A 16,736-nucleotide genomic window follows, 5' to 3' on the forward strand; every position below is an offset into this window, starting at 1 on the left:
TCCATGGCCTATTTGTATAATTTGAACTTGTTGCACTTAGATTTTAAATCCGGGAAAGTAACAAAGCATGTAAACCCCAGAAACATTTTCCTGGGCATTAAATGTTCCCCACATTCTTTTTACAAATGCTTCCATCGAACCATGCTTGTACCAGTCACAAATGATTCAAATACCATAGCATCCTGTAATCCGAATGATGCAATGAATTGAATATGATCCAAGGGTGCAGTTACCTGTATTTAGCAGGACACATGGGAAGCTGAAACTGAAGAAATATATCGTACACGAGTGATAAAATTCTACCGCCAAATACTGTTTGAAGCTCATTTAAGTCAGCGTTAGAGATACGATGATTTGTAATGGAGCGTGTTTCCCGACAGCTCATTTTTGTTTTTGTCAAGGTTGCTTTTTCCAAATGTTTTTGAATTTGTGAATAATTTCGTTATTTTTAAGTAGTTCCTATAAGTGCTTCTAAATGTTATGCATGCTGTTGTTGGCTCAAACAAGTTTTAATAATCGAATATTCATAATTTATTATTGGTAAAATCATTATTTAAAAACGAGTGCTATCAAATCTGATAGCGCTCGTTTTTAATTTTTAGTGCATAGTGATCGAAAATAAAATCGTATGATTAAACTTCTACAGGTGTATCAGCAGTTTTGCCATTGATTAACTCGCAATTATTATCAAAGGCTTTCAGAACCATGTTTCGAACTGCGTGTGTCGTATAGAATGCCGTATGAGGGGTGACAAGTACATTTTGCCGTTGAATTAAATCTTTGAGACGATTGTCAGGGAAACTCTTGTTACGCCAATCAGCATTGAAAATACCGACCTCATCTTCATAAGTATCCATTACAAAACCAAACACCTTACCACTATCAAGTGCTTTAACCACAGCATCAGTGTCAACAAGTGCGCCACGTGAGCAGTTAACCAGAACAACGTCGTCCTTCATCTTGGCAATGGAAGTGCTGTTAATCATATGCGCATTCTCTTTTGTAGCGGGGACATGTAGTGAAATCACATCAGCTTGGGCATATATATCATCCAGACTATTGACATAGTAACCTTTTTTCTTTAACTCTGGATTTTCGTATGGATCATAAGCAATAACTTTAGCGCCGAATCCCTTCATGATTTGCATGTAGACCTGTCCGATATGTCCAGTTCCAATTACCCCAACTGTTTGATCACGAACCTCGCGACCAATCGTTGGTGCCCAACGAAGATCGCCGTTCGCAATCTTCGTGTCTAGTACCTTCGTTTGGCGAAGAATACGAGCAGTTTGAATTGCAGCATGTTCTGCGATAGCATTTGGTGAGTAAACTGGGACATTAGTAATTTGGAAACCTAATTCCTTAGCTTTATCCATGTCAACATTATCCACGCCAACATTTCGGAGTGACATTTTAGTGATTCCTTGATCAGCCAGTGCTTGTAAAGTGTCAGCGGTGTAGTCAAGTTGTTGATAGACAACCACACCATCAGCCCCTTTAGCGTATTTAGCCGTTTCAGCAGAAAGCAACTCATCAGTATAACCGACCTCTATCTTTGGATGCTTACTGGCCCATTCTCTAAGATATGGTTCTTCATCTTTACGAATACTGAAAGCAAAGATTTTTTTGCCGTTTGTTGAATTAAAGCCTTTTGCAGCATCCGAATCCGTATTAGACCCTGAAGCAGCTAGAACTTGTTTAACAACTTCTCTAATTAAATCTTCATTTACATCTGACATTAAAATTCCTCATTTCTATTGTTCGGTAAGAATATAAAAAGTAAAATTTCAAAAAACAATCATCGTACTTTTTAGAAATAATTATTGGGCGGTGTATCCACCATCGACTAAAAATTCGGAACCAGTGCTGAACGATGATTCGTCTGATGCAAGAAACAAGGCCATGTTTGCTACTTCAACTGGTTTTGCAAGCCGACCCATAGGGTGTAATGAAACCAAGTGGTCTTTGACCTTTGGATCAGTTTTTTCGAGGTTTGCAACTAATGGTGTGTCAACGTAGCCAGGGTGAACTGAGTTGATTCGGATATCGTAACCTTTTCGAGCACAATCCAAGGCTGCAGATTTTGTTAATAGGCGTACGCCACCTTTGGAGGCGTTGTAAGCAAGCAAGTCAGGATCACCAATTAAACCTTCAACCGAGCAAAGATTTATAATAGAATTCTTTTCGTGGTTTTCCTTCATAGCTTTGATACCATATTTCACACCCCACATGGTTCCAGTAAGGTTGACGCCAATTGTGGCATTCCAGTTCTTTTCGTCCATTTCCTCAATGTCAGCATACAAACCAATTCCGGCATTGTTGGCGATGATATTAATTTTTCCGAATTTGGCTAATGTTGCTTTGATGACCCGTTCCCAATCAGCCTTTTTTGATACATCCTGCTGCATAAATACAAGTCGGTTGGGAATAAGTTCTTTTTCCAAGTCTTCGCCTGCCTCTTTTTCAATGGCTGTAAAGACAACTTTTGCGCCCTCTTCGGCAAAACGTTCAACAATGGCTTTACCGATTCCTTTTGACCCACCAGTAACTAACGCGACCTTACCTTGCAAGCGTCCCATTTAAAAAGCCTCCATTTCGAAATTCATTACATAGTTGTTGTTAAAATATATTACAAAAACATTATATAGCACGTCTTCAAAGTGTGTAAAGCGCTTTCATAATTTTGAAATGCTTATTTTTGTTAAAATCATTACAAACATTTTTGAATTGATAAGTTTTGTTCGGCCATTGTTAAATATTGCTATTCAAGAACACAAGTGACGAAATTACTTATCGAAAACGAACCGCATGTGAATAAAATGTGGTTTAATTTTTTCTTAATCAGCACTTTTGCAAAAAGCAATAATCATTATGTCGCATTTATTAATGTCAGTAGTTCTCTTGATTAAAGCCTCTAAATTAACTTTCGGCTCAAGATATCAAAAAGTGGAATCAATTCAGTTTTTCACAACAGAATAATTCCTTTTTGTGAATTTACACTATATTGCTTTTGTTGGTAATTTTTTCAAAAAGGCATTTTTATTGTTTGTGTTTACACAAACTATCTCATAATAACCTTGAAAGCAATAATTTCATTTTATTTTCTTCATTAGAATAACGTTTCAGATTGGGACTAAAGAGTAACGAAAATCCACTGAATGACTGATTTATCTTTTACATAGGATTCACTGGGAAGTGTTTGGGGTTGCACACCATCGATTAAATAGATCCATCCATTTTTGTTATCAGGCGATGATAAGCCATCTATTGATGTCAGGCAGGGATAGCCATTGATGATTTCTTCCTTTAGAGTAACACCTTGTTTTTGAAAATATTGCCGTGAGACTGCGTATACAGAGATGTTGTCATTCCATTCTAACTCTCTGTGAATGGTATATATTTTTTTTGCACCAGTATACATTTTTCTAAATTGTAATGGCGTTAGGTTGGTAGTTTCTTTAAAAACTTTATTAAAATAGTTTGCTCTTGAAAAGCCTATTTTTCTCGACACTTTATCAATAGGTTCATCTGTTGAGATAAGTTGGGTCTGCGCGAGTGCTATTTTTCTGGCGCGGATATAGTTGGAAAAATTGATTTTAAAGTACTCTTTAAATAATCTGCTTAGGTATGCCGGTGACAAGTAAGAATTTTTGGAAACATTAACCAGAGTTAGCTTTTGGTCAATATTATGTTCAATGTAAGTAAGCGCAATGTCGATGTTGTTGACACCATCGCTATTTTCGAAATCGCTTGAGTTCTCAAATTTGCTAGTTGAAATCTTGTTTTTGCTAGCCAGTCCCGAGGCAATAAGACTGAACAGTTTGCCGCCTTTTTCCAATTCGTCTTTTGCCAGGGGGGATAAAATATCAATCTTCTGATAGTAAGCACTAAGAACGTTTAAAGAAATACTGTGTAAAGCTTCTTGATAGAGCGTTGTTACATTTACTGGAATACTATTTTTATTGACAATAAACATGCCATTAAATTGATCATTAGTGATTAGTGGAAAGAACAAAGATGGTCCCTTTTTGTAAAAAAAAGAAACAATTTTTGTAGAATCTAACAATAGACCATCACTGGATACTAGGTGTAACGATGTGTCAACAAAAGAAAGATGTGTCTTTGTTAACTGGTTAAAAAGAGACAGGATTCTCTTGATTCTGATATAGTGACTCTCTTGTGAAGGAAAATTCATAAAAAAATCTCCTTTTTGGTATATTGGTCCTTTTCATGAAACCACAATATCTTATATTTTGACAAAAATCAAATATCTGTCATCTAAAAGATATAACATTTTGATAATTACCATAATTTAGAAATGAAAAACATCAATAAAATGAAAATCACTTGTTATATAATAAGCATGTAGTGAAAAAGCAAGCGCTTTCAAAAGCGCTATCTTATCAATTTTAGGAGGCTTTCAACATGGAACAAGAAGCACTTGGAATGATTGAAACGCGGGGTTTAGTACCTTCTATTGAAGCAGCAGATGCAATGGTTAAGGCCGCTAATGTAGCCTTAATTGGGCAACAAAAAATTGGGGCAGGACTTGTTACTGCCATGGTTCGTGGCGATGTTGGAGCTGTTAAGGCGGCTGTTGATGCAGGTGTTCAAGCAGCTGGAAATGTCGGCGAAGTAGTTTCAAGCTACGTTATTCCACGCCCTCATACTGATGTTGAAAAGATTCTTCCTCACAAAGAATAATCTTCGAAAAAGATTCTTATTTTGTTTGAGTGAAGGACAAATAAGAATCTTTTTTGTTAACACATGATATTATTGGAAAATCTCCGTAATAACTACCAGGAGGCGGTCATATGATTGACTTTTTAAATTCCACCAGCGTTGCGCCAGAATTTGTTGGTGCTGACCCGGCAGGGGATACCATTGGGTTGTGTATTCCTAACGTTGACCCACAACTTCTAGAAAAAATGCATGTTAAGAAAAAGTATTCGGTTATTGGCATTGTTAGTGATCGTACAGGTGGCGGGCCACAATTGTTTTCTATGGATGAAGGTATTAAGTCCACGAATACCGAATGTATTGACGTTGAATGGACTAACGATACTAAAGGCGGTGGGGGGCAAGGTTGCATGATCGTTATTGGCGGTTATGATCCTTCAGACGTTCGTCAAGCCATCAAAGTGACATTCGAAAACCTTCATCATTACTTTGGCGATGTGTATGGAAATGATGCTGGGTACATTGAATTACAGTACACAGCTCGAGCCGCGGGTGCGCTTACTCAGGCCTTGGGCGCGGATGAGGGTAAGGCTTTTGGTATATTGAACGCTTGCCCTGCAGCAATCGGTATTGTTATGGCGGATACGGCTTTAAAAACCGCTGGTGTCAAAGCGATTGCAGTTGCAACCCCTAGTCACAACAGCAGTCCTTCAAATGAAGGGACCTTGTTAATTAGTGGTGACTCAGGCGCCGTACGTCAGGCTGTTATTGCAGGACGTGAACGTGGATTAGAGCTGTTGGGACAAATGGGAGATAAGCCGAAAAACGACTACCCTTCTTATATTCATTAAGATTCTTATACCAGGAGGAATGATTAATGAAACGTCAAAAACGATTTGAAAAATTAGAGAAACGTCCAATTAACAAAGATGTCATTGTGAAGGAATGGCCTGAGGAAGGTTTCGTTGCGATGAAGAGTCCTAACGATCCTGAACCAAGCATAAAAGTAGATAATGGCATCATTACCGAAATGGATGGTAAAAAGCGTGAAGACTTTGATCTTATCGATATGTATATCGCAAACTATGGTATTAATATTGATAATGCTGAAAAAGTCATGGCTACAGACTCGACTAAGATTGCAAAGATGTTAATTGATCCTAACATCTCACACCAAGATGTTTTGGCATATACGACCGCTATGACGCCGGCCAAAGGTCAAGATGTCATTAATCAACTTGATTTTGGTGAAATGATTATGGGCGCAAAGAAAATGCGTGAACGTCGTAAGCCAGCAAACCAGTGTCACGTTACAAATTATATCGACAATCCTGTTGAACTTGCGGCTGATGCAGCTGAGGCTGCTTTAAGAGGCTTTGCTGAAGAAGAAACTACAACTGCTGTCAGTCGTGACGCGCCTTTTAATGCATTATCCGTGCTCGTAGGCTCTCAAACCGGTCGACCGGGTGTGCTTCACCAATGTTCAGTTGATGAATCCACGGAGTTGCAATTAGGGATGCGTGGTTTAACTTCCTATGCAGAAACTATTTCAGTTTATGGGACGGATCGTTCATTTACTGATGGGGACGATACACCATGGTCAAAGGGTTTCTTAGCCTCATGTTACGCCTCTCGTGGTATTAAAATGCGGTTTACCTCTGGCTCAGGTTCTGAAGTTCTTATGGGTTATCCTGAAGGGAAATCAATGCTGTATCTTGAAGCTCGTTGCATCTTATTATCTAAGGCTTCAGGTGTGCAAGGACTTCAAAATGGATCACTAAGCTGTATTTCGATTCCGACAGCAGTGCCAAATGGGCTACGTGAGGTTCTTGGCGAAAACTTATTAGCAATGATGTATGATCTTGAAAGTGCAACTGGGAGTGACCAATCATTCTCGCACTCTTCTATGCGTCGTACTTGGCGGTTTATGGGGCAATTCATTGGCGGTACAGATTTTATTTGCTCAGGTTTCGGTGCCGAGCCAAATCCAGATAACACTTTTGCCGGTTCAAACGAAGATGTCTATGACTACGATGATATTCATTTTCTTTCACGAGATTATGGGCAATCATTTGGGATTCACTCTATCAAAGAAGAGGATGCCATCAACGTTCGTCGAAAAGCAGCTGAAGCATTACAAGTCGTATTCAAAGGCTTAGGGCTCCCAACTATTACTGACGAAGAAGTAGAAGCTGCTGCTTATGCTGATGTCCATGAGGATATGCCTAAACGTGATAAAGTTGCTGATATGAAAGCAGCACAAAACATGATGGATCGCGGGATCACTGCTGTTGATGTCATTAAGGCGCTTATTGATGGTGATTTTAAGGACGTGGCGGATGCGATTCTTAATTTACAAAAACAAAAGGTTGTCGGTGACTACCTTCAAACTTCAGCAATCTTTGATGAGGATTGGAATGTGCAATCAGCCGTAAATGAGAGTAATGATTATCAGGGTCCAGGCACTGGTTATCGAATCTATAACGATCCGGATGAGTGGAAGAAAGTTACTGATATTCCACAAGTTATTGACCCAGAACATTTTGACATGTAAAGGAGGGAGTTATTATTATGGCTGATATCGATGAAAAATTAGTTCGTCAAATTGTACGTGAAGTATTGGCACAGACTCATATCGACAAACCAATCAATTTCCAGAAAGCTAGTACACAAGCTAATAATATAAGCTCTTCTGAAAACGCTTCCGGTAATGTGCATGCAGTCCCAGAAAATAATGTTGATTGGTTTCAACCCTTAGGACAAGCTAAACCAGGCTATTCTAAAGATGAAATCGTGATTGCAGTGGCTCCGGCATTTGCGACTGTCCTGACAAAGACAGAATCAGGTATTTCGCACCAAGAAGCACTGCGACAAGTGGTTGCTGGGATCGAAGAAGAAGGATTAAAAGCACGAATCATTAAAGTGTATGACACTTCCGACGTTTCATTCCTTGCTGTGGAGGCAGACCACCTTTCAGGCTCCGGTATTTCGATTGGGATTCAGTCAAAGGGTACGGTTATCATTCACCAAAAAGACCAAGAAGCGTTGAATAATTTGGAATTATTCCCAGAAGCGCCAGTTATCGATGCTGAAATGTTCCGGGCAATCGGTAAAAATGCGGCACGCTATGCTAAGGGCGATTCACCGGAGCCAGTTTCACAACCTAATGACCAAATGGCTCGGCCAAATTTCCAAGCAATCTCAGCAATTTTGCACATTCGGGAAACCCATCAAGTGATTTCTGGTAAATCTGCTGAAGAAATTAAGGTAACACTATAGGAGGGGTATCATGAGTGATATTAACGAATTAGTATCAAATATTTTAAAACAGGTTGATAATTCTGATACCGCGTCTACTCAATATACCGGAACAGCAAATGACAGCTCAAGTGCAGCTGGTAAGCAATATGGTGTTGAGGATTACCCGCTTTATCAAAAACATCGCGACATTATTAAAACACCATCTGGCAAGTCATTAAATGATGTCACACTAGATGATATTGCTAATAATAGAGTCGATCGTAAAGATTTACGAATTACGGCTGACGCACTTAAAATGCAGGGCGATGTAGCAGGAGCAGCTGGTCGAAAAACCTTACAAATGAATTTTGATCGTGCAGCAGAGTTAACAAAAATCCCAGATGATCGTTTGCTGGAAATGTATAATGCTTTGCGTCCATACCGTTCAACCAAGGATGAATTACTACAAATCGCTGAAGAATTAAAGTCTAAATATAATGCAAATATTTGTGCTGCATGGTTTGAAGAAGCTGCAAAATACTATTCAAGCCGTAAGAAGTTAAAAGGAGACAGATAGAAGCTGAAAAGGGTGTTTAGGTATGGCAATTGAGAAAGTTATTGGCGTTGATATTGGAAATTCGTCAACTGAAGTTGCACTAGCTAATGTTTCTGATACTGGAGAGGCTAATTTTATTGAGTCAGGGATAGCTGCAACAACAGGTATCAAAGGTACCAAGGAAAATTTAATTGGTATTCGTGATTCAATCAATCAAGTTTTAGATAAAGCAAAATTATCTATTTCTGACATTGATTTAATTAGAATAAACGAAGCCACTCCAGTTATTGGTGATGTAGCCATGGAGACTATTACAGAGACGATTGTTACGGAATCAACAATGATTGGCCATAACCCTGATACTCCGGGAGGAATTGGGACTGGATCTGGCGTGACAATACCAATTTTAGACTTGGTTTCTGAAAATGATAAAAATCGAGACTATATTGTCATTGTGTCTAAGGACATCGATTTCGAAAATTGTGCAAAGCTAATCAACGCATATGGTGAGTCTGGATATCATATCTCAGCAGCTATTTTACAAAATGACGATGCGGTGCTTGTGGACAATCGGTTAACCACAAAAATACCGATTGTTGATGAAGTTGCGCTGATTGATAAGGTGCCAACGCGCATGCTTGCTGCAGTTGAGGTGGCTGGTCCTGGACAAGTTATTTCACAACTATCCAACCCATATGGCATTGCAACTTTATTTAAATTAACGTCTGAAGAAACCAAAAACATTGTACCTGTATCACGAGCATTGATTGGCAATCGCTCGGCAGTTGTTATTAAGACACCTGCAGGGGACGTCAAAGCAAGAGTAATTCCTGCTGGTAATATTATTATTAATGGCAATACAGGAAAAGATGAAGTCGGTGTGTCTGAAGGCGCAGCGGCGATCATGAAAAAGATCTCTCAATTTCGACATATTGAAGATATTACGGGTGAGTCTGGAACTAATATTGGCGGAATGCTCGAAAAGGTACGCCAGACAATGGCAACTTTGACAGGTAAGCAAAATAAAGATGTTGCGATTCAAGATTTATTGGCGATTGATACTCAAGTTCCAGTTAAGGTTAAAGGTGGATTAGCTGGTGAATTTTCCAACGAATCTGCTGTGGGTATCGCGGCAATGGTTAAATCTGATCGTCTGCAAATGGAAGTAATTGCTAAGTTAATCGAAAAAGAATTAAACACCAAAGTTGAAATCGGTGGTGCGGAGGTTGAATCAGCAATTCGTGGTGCGTTAACAACGCCAGGTACTTCCAAACCAATTGCAATTCTTGATTTTGGCGCCGGCTCTACCGATGCTTCGATTATCAATAAAGAAGATCAAACCGTTGCTATTCATCTTGCGGGTGCAGGTGACATGGTCACAATGATTATTAATTCCGAACTTGGTCTTTCTGATGTTCATTTAGCTGAAGATATTAAACGATACCCATTAGCTAAGGTTGAAAATCTTTTCCAACTTCGACATGAGGATGGTTCTGTTCAATTCTTTGAAAAACCGTTACCGTCTGAACTATTTGCGAGAGTGGTTGTGATTAAACCAGAGGGATATGAACCGGTTACTGGTAATCCAAGCATTGAAAAGATAAAACTTATCAGACAAAGTGCTAAGAAACGTGTTTTCGTTACCAACGCTATCCGAGCTCTGAAATACGTCAGTCCTACAGGAAGTATCCGTGATATTCCATTTGTAGTAATCGTCGGCGGTTCAGCACTTGATTTTGAAATCCCACAACTTGTTACGGATCAGTTGGCGCATTATAACCTTGTTTCCGGTCGAGGGAACGTACGAGGTATTATGGGACCAAGGAATGCAGTGGCAACTGGTCTTGTACTTCGGTACGCAGAGGAGAGAGGGCAAAATAATGGCTGATAATCCTGAACGTCCGACCATTGTAATTGGAATTAATGGTTCATCCGATTCTGTACGTGGCAAGTTAAAACCAATTCTCAACGGAATTGAAGAAGAACAGATTCCGGTTTCATTGGAAGACATTCACGTTGATAATGTTGTTTCTCGAGCTTATCAAGCTGCATTGTCTTCACGACTATCGGTCGGCATTGCATATGATAATCATCGATTTATTGTGCATTACAAAAATTTACCAGAATCGGAACCTTTATTTGATATTAATATCAATGATGACCTTAAACTTCGCATGTTAGGTGCTAATGCTGCACGGCTTGTTAAGGGAATACCATTTAAGAAAATATCATAAGTTAGGAGGTGAAAACATGGAAGCGCTAGGATATGTAGAATGCAATGGCTTATCTAGTGCAACGGTTGCTGCTGATCGTATGTTAAAGACAAGTGATGTTACTTTGAATAGAATAAGGAACGCTGATAATGGTTGGATCACCCTTGAAATCACTGGGGATATTTCTTCAGTTAAGGTTGCGGTAGAAACTGTTAAACAAACGTTACCTGACGAATATATTGCTGGGCTTGTTATCGGCAGTCCCTCTGAAGGACTTAATGGTTTAGGCACTTCAGGCGCTAGTGATGTCGCACCACAGAATTTCAATCCAGAAAAATATAATCCTGATGGTTCGATGAAAGAATCAGCTATGTTCGGGCCACACGCTGCATCAAAATCAAAAAAAGTTGAGCGTGCTGCTTTAAAGTCCACGGCAGTGCCAGAGAATGTGGCGAACGAGACTAGTGAAGTCTCGACGGATGATGAACAGGATGATAATCATTTTGACGAAGTGGTCACTTGTAATTTATGTGGTGATCCCAAATGTCCTCGTAAATTGGGCGAACCTCACAACAAGTGTATCCACTATAATGAATTAAAGAAGAAATAGGAGGAAAAAACGATGAATAATGCTTTAGGAATGATTGAAACTAAGGGCCTTGTTCCTTCAATTGAAGCTGCAGATTCTATGGTTAAAGCAGCTAACGTTGTTTTAACTGGTCAAGAAAAAATTGGTGCCGGACTTGTGACAGTTATGATTAGAGGAGACGTGGGTGCTGTAAAATCAGCAGTTGATGCAGGGGTTCAAGCTGCACAGTCTGTAGGAGAAGTGGTTTCATCTTACGTTATTCCACGTCCACATGATGAGGTTGAAAGCATTTTACCAGCTCTTCCAGAAACCGATACTACCGAAGAATAACAATTTAAATCATACTTAATAAACTGGGGGTGTGCTGATGGATGACTTAATAAATAAAGTTATTGAGAAATTAAAGAAAAGACAAGCAGCAAACAAGATTCTTTTCCTTAATGAATTACCATCTCCACCGAGTGAACAGTTATTTGTTAATTATGGTTGCTTGATCTTGGAAAATGTTTCTGTCCAATTTATTAAAGAGTTGTACACATTAAATTGCGATGACGATTGGGTATCGTGGATATTAGATGGCATTAATTTAGATGTTCATTTTTACCTTAAGGTCAATGAAAGTATTGTTAACTTTATTCCTAGGTTAATGGTCTTGGATTGGCCAGTCAATTTCATAGTTGGTCGGAATTCTCTGATTGTTGCCAATTCTAACAGGGTTATTTCCAGAGAAGAAATAGCTCAATTACCAGATAACGCAATATTCATAAAAACTACTGGACAAGCGTTAACTGATGAAGGTTTAGAAACCTGTGATATGAAACATATTAAACTAAAGATTAGGACTGAAGAAAATTGTATATGGCTAAAGTAATCGGTAGCGTTGTTTCTACCCAAAAAGATCAGTCACTGGTCGGGAAAAAATTAATGATTGTTCGCCCTATTGATTCAGACCAAGAACCCATTCGGTTTGAGCAGGTAGCTGCGGATACTGTTAACGCAGGTATTGGCGATAACGTCTTGGTTGTCAGAGGTGCAGGTGCTCGGAGGGCGGATAACGGTGCTGGTAACAACGCTCCGGATGTTAATGATTGCACTATTGTTGGCATAATTGATCGGTTTGATAAATAGATTGGTTGTGAGGAGGCTTCCGCTTATGGCTATTTATACAAAGGGCGGTGATAAGGGTAAGACAAGCTTGTTTGATGGTTTGCGTGTTGAAAAGGATTCCGTCCGTGTAGAGACCTATGGAACTTTTGATGAATTGAATGCAAATATTAGTCTTGCAGAAAAATTTTGTATCAATTCAGATAATAAAGTACTTTTACAGGCTGTTGAATATAAAATGTTTTATCTCCAAGGTGAAATTGCCACTAAGGACACTAAGAAGTTCCTAAATCAAAGTAAGTCCATCAATGATGAGGATACTCATATACTGGAAAATGTAATTGATCGATACACTAATGAATTGCCTCCAATTCAAAGCTTCATCTTGCCAGGTACCAGTGTTGCAGGTGCTCAACTCCATGTTTGTCGGACTATTTGTCGTCGTGCTGAAAGATCATTTGTGAAATTATCTAAAGATGTCAGCTTTCGTCCAGAGTTAGAGAGATATATAAATCGCCTTTCTGATTTCTTGTACATTATGGCCAGATCGGAAGATTATGAAGACTTGATTAATGACGTGACTAATAAAGTAATTCGGGCTTATTCTAAAATTGAGGACGTGCGAAAAGATGAATGATGATCAATTAAATCAAATAGTTAAAAACGTACTAAAAAAGCAAACTCAAAATTTCTTTTCATTAGAAAAAATGGAAAAGGTCATTCAAACAGCGGTGAATCGAGCAAATGATTTTGACATTGGCGTTACGATTGTCATTATGCGTGATAATCAAGTCGTTCAAATGAGCTATCATATGCCTAATGCAAATTTAGTAAGCAGCACGTTAGCACGCAAAAAAGCATGGTCCGCTCTAGCAATGATGGATGCCACGATTAATTTATCAAAAGAGGTCCAACCCGGAGCTGATTTATACCAAATTGAAACTATGATGGGCGGTAAATTGACTTCATTTGGAGGTGGAATTCCTTTAAAAGTCGATGGTCACATTATTGGCGCTATTGGTGTCAGTGGCGGAACCGTAAAGCAGGATCAGGCCATTTGTGAAACCGCTGTCGATACTTTTGTGAAAGAAAGTGAATAAAGATATGGATCAAGGAAAAATTGAAGAAGTTGTTCGAAACATTTTAGAGCAAGAAATTGGACATAAAAAAAACGACAATATTTCCCCGCTCTTACAGGATGTTCGGGATTCTGTTGAAGCAAAGATCAACACTGCCTCTTCTGATTCGGATGATACTTCTCTGTTAGACAATATTACAGAGGAAGTTAAAAGTAGAATAGGATAGCGAGGGATGATACACTATGAGCCGTGATATCGAGCGAACAATCCAGGAATATGTTCCGGGTAAACAGGTTACATTGGCACATATTGTTGCTAATCCCACTCCCGATATTTATGAAAAACTGGGCATTCAGACACCTAAAAATGCACTGGGAATTTTAACGATTACACCTAGTGAGGCTGCAATTATTGCTGGAGACATTGCTACTAAATCAAGTAATGTCACGCTTGGATTTATTGATCGATTTAGCGGGTCCGTAGTTGTTGTCGGTGAAGTTTCTGAAGTTGAGTCTGCCTTGAAAGACGTTGTTGATAAGCTGCATGAACTTTTAGGATTTGATGTTCCCGAGATTACTAGAACCTAATCTAAATGAAGGAGCCTCAAATTATTATATATTTGGTGGCTCTTTTTACTTGTGCCTGCTGGTTTAACTTTAGGGGGAATGGCAATGAAAGCCGGAAGAGGAATAAGCTTACAAAGAGGCTTTAATTGTCGTGATTTAGGATGCTATCCAACTTGTGACGGTTTGACTGTTAAAGCGAAACGCTTAATACGAGCGGGTTATTTATCAGATCTTAATTTTAGAGATCAAAAAAAACTTTACGATTATGGTATAAGAACTGTGATTGATCTTAGATCGCCTTTTGAAGTCAGAAAATTTCCTGATTTAATCGATAATAGAATTCAGTATATTAAAATGCCTATCTCGAATGAAGATTTAACAGAGAGTACAGTTAATGTCAGGAATTTAGTGGGGCAGTTAACGGATAAAAAAGCAGGACATCATCAGATGGTTCAAACGTATCAACGATTGCTTACAGATTCAACCGTTTGGTTATCGTATCGACATTTTTTCTTAACCTTGTCGAAGCTGTCGGCCAATGGCGTTCTGTTTCACTGTTCAACTGGGAAGGATAGAACGGGTATATTAAGCATTTTTATTCTGTCAATCTTAAGGGTGCCAGAAAAAGCTATTATGAATGATTATCTCCTGAGTAATGAGTGTTCTTCGATTAGAATCAATAATCGTTTAAATGAGGCCAAAACGGTTAATAATAATCCGGCGTACTTACAATCAATTTTTGATCTTTCGACTGTGCGCAAAGAATATTTTGAGTTAGTGATTTCGATTATTAATAATTATGGTGGTTTTGATTCGTTTTTTCATAATCAGATAGGGTTGAGCGATGCCGTGTTGAATCAAATTAGAGATAATTATTTGACTTAAGCATTTTTTGAGGAAGTTCTTAAAGGCTTAAAGGATGGTACTGATTCTTGGCCACTTTGGTATTTTGACTTAAAAGATTCAACAGAATTATTGAGAAATATTATGGAGTGATCTGTATGTTAAACATTGGTGTATTAGTGGGTAGTTTGAGTAGCCGGTCATATAGTCAGAAAATTGCAAATTGGTTGATGAGCAATCAAACTTCTGTACATTTTTTTCAGATAAATTATGAAATTTTACCATTGTATAATCCTGATTTAGAGGATAATTCAATTCTTGAGTGGCAGGTATTTCGTAGCGTGATTGATAAAATGGATGCTTTGATTTTTGTAACTCAGGAATATAATTTTTCTATTCCCGGAGGATTAAAAAACGCGGTTGATGTTATGTCTGTTCCGGTACCGCAGTCTCACGTTACAAATAAACCGGCCATGGTCCTCACTGATTCATCAGGTGATCGTGGTGGTGCTAATGCTAATGCACACATACAGCAGCTGCTTCGCTACATGGGGATGGATGTAATCAATAATTTTATCACCATCGGAAAAGTTCAAGCACTATTTAATAAAGAAAATGAACTCATCAATCAAGAGCTTGCAAAGCAATTAGATGATACACTCAAACAATTTGTTTATTACATTCAAAAACGGCAAAATGAATAAGAACAGTACAGGCATAGTGGATGCTACTGAACAGTGTTCATCATGCTTTTTTTGTGGGATGAATTTTTGTATCTTGGTTCCTTGTGAATCTTTAGGGTACAATTCTGCCAAAAAACTAAAAGGCATTTAAGACAACATTTGCTATTTTTTTGCAGCACTCACAAGTGCGTCTGTAAATTTGGCCAGAGTCTCAACGTCATCTTCGATGGGCTCCAAATCAATTTTAACGTTCTCAGTGCCCTGGGTCGCTTGAGCGCTCTTAAATGCCTCGCTGTACTCATCGACTGCTTTGTTAAAATCATCACCGTAGAACACGTCACCAGAGCCGGCAACACCGTAAATTTTGCCTGTCAGGTCCAGATTCTGCAGATCATCGTAAAAATCCATGCCTTCTTCTGGAAGGGAACCCTCATCATAAGTGTACGGGCACACGACACAGATGTCGGCGTCCTGAAGTTCTGCAGCATCGGTTTGCGAAATCTCGGTCTCAATGACTTCGATATCGTGTTTTTTGAGCTGATCAGAAATAATGTCGGCTATGTCTTCATTATTCCCTGTAATTGTAGCGTATACGACGTGTGCGTTCATAAATAAATCCCTCTTAGTTTTTTTATTAAATGAGACTGGGCTGTTAATCTAGGCAAGGAGCGCGGATACCTTATCAATATTGGTGTCATTATAGGACGAGATGGAGATGATTGGCTCCGCGCCCGCATCGTTTAACCGGTCTTTGACGATTGCAACGTCCGCATTCTTAGCGATATCTGTTTTGGTCACTATTCCGATGGTCGGACTGCTGAACATGGAGCTAAACCCGGTGGGAAGAATCACCCGCAGATCAGTGGCACTCTGCATTAACACAATAACATCTGCCCCCATGGCTGAAGTCATTAAATTTGAATACATAAACCGGTGCTCCACGTATTCGCCTGGTGTATCGATAATATTGTCGTAGTATTCGATTGTTTGCGTTTTATTATACTTGATTTGCATTTCGTTTAGACGTTGAATCAGTGTGGTTTTGCCGCAACCTATCGGGCCGATGAACATTGCCTTTTTCATAATAAAAGGCCTCCATAATTAAGTATTTGGGTTAAAATGCATTGTTCCCGGATTTAAAATCTAAGTGCAACAAGTTCAAATTATACAAATAGGCCATGGA

The 16,736-nt window shown here is 38.9% G+C and carries 22 protein-coding genes; 17 read left to right on the top strand and 5 right to left on the bottom strand.

Annotated elements, in window-relative coordinates; genetic code table 11:
- Window positions 1–632: 632 nt before the first annotated feature.
- From FC82_RS12470 to FC82_RS12480, 3 genes are all read right to left on the bottom strand, one after another.
- Window positions 633–1,739: a D-2-hydroxyacid dehydrogenase gene (locus FC82_RS12470; RefSeq protein WP_082620359.1), complete on the bottom strand. Its 1,107-nt coding sequence runs from the start codon at window positions 1,737–1,739 to the stop codon at window positions 633–635.
- Between the two features lie 81 nt (window positions 1,740–1,820).
- Complete coding sequence (locus tag FC82_RS12475; RefSeq protein ID WP_056997182.1) at window positions 1,821–2,579, bottom strand: glucose 1-dehydrogenase; 759 nt, start codon at window positions 2,577–2,579, stop codon at window positions 1,821–1,823.
- Between the two features lie 554 nt (window positions 2,580–3,133).
- Complete coding sequence (locus tag FC82_RS12480) at window positions 3,134–4,195, bottom strand: helix-turn-helix transcriptional regulator (protein ID WP_056997183.1); 1,062 nt, start codon at window positions 4,193–4,195, stop codon at window positions 3,134–3,136.
- Between the two features lie 230 nt (window positions 4,196–4,425).
- Here FC82_RS12480 and FC82_RS12485 point away from each other — a divergent pair, with 230 nt between their 5' ends.
- The 17 genes from FC82_RS12485 to FC82_RS12565 all read left to right on the top strand — a co-directional run bounded on the left by FC82_RS12485 (window position 4,426) and on the right by FC82_RS12565 (window position 15,574).
- Entirely contained in the window at window positions 4,426–4,704 is a 279-nt protein-coding gene (locus FC82_RS12485) for a BMC domain-containing protein (RefSeq protein WP_048735679.1), read from the top strand.
- Window positions 4,705–4,814: 110 nt separating this feature from the next.
- Window positions 4,815–5,531, top strand: a complete 717-nt coding sequence (pduB, locus tag FC82_RS12490) for a propanediol utilization microcompartment protein PduB (protein WP_054762575.1) — start codon at window positions 4,815–4,817, stop codon at window positions 5,529–5,531.
- 26 nt (window positions 5,532–5,557) lie between these two features.
- Window positions 5,558–7,234, top strand: coding sequence for a propanediol/glycerol family dehydratase large subunit (locus FC82_RS12495; protein WP_054762577.1), 1,677 nt, complete (start codon window positions 5,558–5,560; stop codon window positions 7,232–7,234).
- A gap of 17 nt (window positions 7,235–7,251) precedes the next feature.
- A complete protein-coding gene (locus FC82_RS12500) occupies window positions 7,252–7,959 on the top strand; it encodes a propanediol/glycerol family dehydratase medium subunit (protein WP_056997184.1) in 708 nt (235 codons plus the stop codon).
- Between the two features lie 10 nt (window positions 7,960–7,969).
- Window positions 7,970–8,497 carry a diol dehydratase small subunit gene (locus FC82_RS12505; RefSeq protein WP_054762579.1) on the top strand — a complete coding sequence of 176 codons (528 nt, stop codon included), beginning with the start codon at window positions 7,970–7,972 and terminating at the stop codon, window positions 8,495–8,497.
- Between the two features lie 22 nt (window positions 8,498–8,519).
- Complete coding sequence (locus FC82_RS12510; protein ID WP_082620360.1) at window positions 8,520–10,364, top strand: diol dehydratase reactivase subunit alpha; 1,845 nt, start codon at window positions 8,520–8,522, stop codon at window positions 10,362–10,364.
- Entirely contained in the window at window positions 10,357–10,710 is a 354-nt protein-coding gene (locus FC82_RS12515) for a glycerol dehydratase reactivase beta/small subunit family protein (protein WP_054762582.1), read from the top strand. The genes FC82_RS12510 and FC82_RS12515 overlap by 8 nt, the downstream gene beginning before the upstream one ends.
- 16 nt (window positions 10,711–10,726) lie before the next feature.
- On the top strand, window positions 10,727–11,299 hold the full coding sequence (locus FC82_RS12520) for a BMC domain-containing protein (RefSeq protein WP_056997185.1): 573 nt from the start codon (window positions 10,727–10,729) through the stop codon (window positions 11,297–11,299).
- A gap of 12 nt (window positions 11,300–11,311) precedes the next feature.
- Window positions 11,312–11,608, top strand: coding sequence for a BMC domain-containing protein (locus tag FC82_RS12525; protein WP_054762584.1), 297 nt, complete (start codon window positions 11,312–11,314; stop codon window positions 11,606–11,608).
- 37 nt (window positions 11,609–11,645) lie between these two features.
- A complete protein-coding gene (gene pduM / locus FC82_RS12530) occupies window positions 11,646–12,149 on the top strand; it encodes a PduM family microcompartment protein (protein ID WP_054762587.1) in 504 nt (167 codons plus the stop codon).
- The gene (locus FC82_RS12535) at window positions 12,137–12,406 is read left to right on the top strand and encodes a EutN/CcmL family microcompartment protein (protein WP_056997186.1); all 270 of its coding nucleotides are present in this window, start codon (window positions 12,137–12,139) and stop codon (window positions 12,404–12,406) included. The genes pduM and FC82_RS12535 overlap by 13 nt, the downstream gene beginning before the upstream one ends.
- Window positions 12,407–12,431: 25 nt before the next feature.
- Window positions 12,432–13,019 carry a cob(I)yrinic acid a,c-diamide adenosyltransferase gene (locus tag FC82_RS12540; RefSeq protein WP_054762588.1) on the top strand — a complete coding sequence of 196 codons (588 nt, stop codon included), beginning with the start codon at window positions 12,432–12,434 and terminating at the stop codon, window positions 13,017–13,019.
- A complete protein-coding gene (locus FC82_RS12545) occupies window positions 13,012–13,482 on the top strand; it encodes a GlcG/HbpS family heme-binding protein (RefSeq protein WP_056997187.1) in 471 nt (156 codons plus the stop codon). The genes FC82_RS12540 and FC82_RS12545 overlap by 8 nt, the downstream gene beginning before the upstream one ends.
- A gap of 4 nt (window positions 13,483–13,486) precedes the next feature.
- Window positions 13,487–13,687 (top strand): hypothetical protein, encoded by a 201-nt coding sequence (locus FC82_RS12550; RefSeq protein ID WP_054762590.1) that lies wholly within the window; start codon window positions 13,487–13,489, stop codon window positions 13,685–13,687.
- A 16-nt stretch (window positions 13,688–13,703) separates the two neighbouring features.
- The gene (locus FC82_RS12555) at window positions 13,704–14,048 is read left to right on the top strand and encodes a BMC domain-containing protein (protein ID WP_054762592.1); all 345 of its coding nucleotides are present in this window, start codon (window positions 13,704–13,706) and stop codon (window positions 14,046–14,048) included.
- An 84-nt stretch (window positions 14,049–14,132) separates the two neighbouring features.
- Window positions 14,133–14,912: a tyrosine-protein phosphatase gene (locus tag FC82_RS12560; RefSeq protein ID WP_056997188.1), complete on the top strand. Its 780-nt coding sequence runs from the start codon at window positions 14,133–14,135 to the stop codon at window positions 14,910–14,912.
- A 116-nt stretch (window positions 14,913–15,028) separates the two neighbouring features.
- A complete protein-coding gene (locus FC82_RS12565; RefSeq protein WP_056997189.1) occupies window positions 15,029–15,574 on the top strand; it encodes an NADPH-dependent FMN reductase in 546 nt (181 codons plus the stop codon).
- Window positions 15,575–15,715: 141 nt separating this feature from the next.
- Here FC82_RS12565 and FC82_RS12570 read toward each other — a convergent pair whose 3' ends face one another.
- Together FC82_RS12570 and FC82_RS12575 are read right to left on the bottom strand one after the other, a co-directional pair.
- Window positions 15,716–16,162, bottom strand: a complete 447-nt coding sequence (locus FC82_RS12570) for a flavodoxin (protein WP_056997190.1) — start codon at window positions 16,160–16,162, stop codon at window positions 15,716–15,718.
- A 48-nt stretch (window positions 16,163–16,210) separates the two neighbouring features.
- Entirely contained in the window at window positions 16,211–16,636 is a 426-nt protein-coding gene (locus FC82_RS12575) for a EutP/PduV family microcompartment system protein (RefSeq protein ID WP_054762603.1), read from the bottom strand.
- Window positions 16,637–16,736: the final 100 nt, after the last annotated feature.

Source organism: Secundilactobacillus collinoides DSM 20515 = JCM 1123, assembly GCF_001435975.1.
GTDB classification, from domain to species: domain Bacteria; phylum Bacillota; class Bacilli; order Lactobacillales; family Lactobacillaceae; genus Secundilactobacillus; species Secundilactobacillus collinoides.

What these genes read in the sequence shown, in the direction of transcription:
- FC82_RS12470 (WP_082620359.1), bottom strand. Translation starts at nt 1,739, where the DNA reads ATGTCAGATGTAAATGAAGATTTAATTAGAGAAGTTGTTAAACAAGTT.
- FC82_RS12475 (WP_056997182.1), bottom strand. Translation starts at nt 2,579, where the DNA reads ATGGGACGCTTGCAAGGTAAGGTCGCGTTAGTTACTGGTGGGTCAAAA.
- FC82_RS12480 (WP_056997183.1), bottom strand. Translation starts at nt 4,195, where the DNA reads ATGAATTTTCCTTCACAAGAGAGTCACTATATCAGAATCAAGAGAATC.
- FC82_RS12485 (WP_048735679.1), top strand. Translation starts at nt 4,426, where the DNA reads ATGGAACAAGAAGCACTTGGAATGATTGAAACGCGGGGTTTAGTACCT.
- pduB (WP_054762575.1), top strand. Translation starts at nt 4,815, where the DNA reads ATGATTGACTTTTTAAATTCCACCAGCGTTGCGCCAGAATTTGTTGGT.
- FC82_RS12495 (WP_054762577.1), top strand. Translation starts at nt 5,558, where the DNA reads ATGAAACGTCAAAAACGATTTGAAAAATTAGAGAAACGTCCAATTAAC.
- FC82_RS12500 (WP_056997184.1), top strand. Translation starts at nt 7,252, where the DNA reads ATGGCTGATATCGATGAAAAATTAGTTCGTCAAATTGTACGTGAAGTA.
- FC82_RS12505 (WP_054762579.1), top strand. Translation starts at nt 7,970, where the DNA reads ATGAGTGATATTAACGAATTAGTATCAAATATTTTAAAACAGGTTGAT.
- FC82_RS12510 (WP_082620360.1), top strand. Translation starts at nt 8,520, where the DNA reads ATGGCAATTGAGAAAGTTATTGGCGTTGATATTGGAAATTCGTCAACT.
- FC82_RS12515 (WP_054762582.1), top strand. Translation starts at nt 10,357, where the DNA reads ATGGCTGATAATCCTGAACGTCCGACCATTGTAATTGGAATTAATGGT.
- FC82_RS12520 (WP_056997185.1), top strand. Translation starts at nt 10,727, where the DNA reads ATGGAAGCGCTAGGATATGTAGAATGCAATGGCTTATCTAGTGCAACG.
- FC82_RS12525 (WP_054762584.1), top strand. Translation starts at nt 11,312, where the DNA reads ATGAATAATGCTTTAGGAATGATTGAAACTAAGGGCCTTGTTCCTTCA.
- pduM (WP_054762587.1), top strand. Translation starts at nt 11,646, where the DNA reads ATGGATGACTTAATAAATAAAGTTATTGAGAAATTAAAGAAAAGACAA.
- FC82_RS12535 (WP_056997186.1), top strand. Translation starts at nt 12,137, where the DNA reads ATGGCTAAAGTAATCGGTAGCGTTGTTTCTACCCAAAAAGATCAGTCA.
- FC82_RS12540 (WP_054762588.1), top strand. Translation starts at nt 12,432, where the DNA reads ATGGCTATTTATACAAAGGGCGGTGATAAGGGTAAGACAAGCTTGTTT.
- FC82_RS12545 (WP_056997187.1), top strand. Translation starts at nt 13,012, where the DNA reads ATGAATGATGATCAATTAAATCAAATAGTTAAAAACGTACTAAAAAAG.
- FC82_RS12550 (WP_054762590.1), top strand. Translation starts at nt 13,487, where the DNA reads ATGGATCAAGGAAAAATTGAAGAAGTTGTTCGAAACATTTTAGAGCAA.
- FC82_RS12555 (WP_054762592.1), top strand. Translation starts at nt 13,704, where the DNA reads ATGAGCCGTGATATCGAGCGAACAATCCAGGAATATGTTCCGGGTAAA.
- FC82_RS12560 (WP_056997188.1), top strand. Translation starts at nt 14,133, where the DNA reads ATGAAAGCCGGAAGAGGAATAAGCTTACAAAGAGGCTTTAATTGTCGT.
- FC82_RS12565 (WP_056997189.1), top strand. Translation starts at nt 15,029, where the DNA reads ATGTTAAACATTGGTGTATTAGTGGGTAGTTTGAGTAGCCGGTCATAT.
- FC82_RS12570 (WP_056997190.1), bottom strand. Translation starts at nt 16,162, where the DNA reads ATGAACGCACACGTCGTATACGCTACAATTACAGGGAATAATGAAGAC.
- FC82_RS12575 (WP_054762603.1), bottom strand. Translation starts at nt 16,636, where the DNA reads ATGAAAAAGGCAATGTTCATCGGCCCGATAGGTTGCGGCAAAACCACA.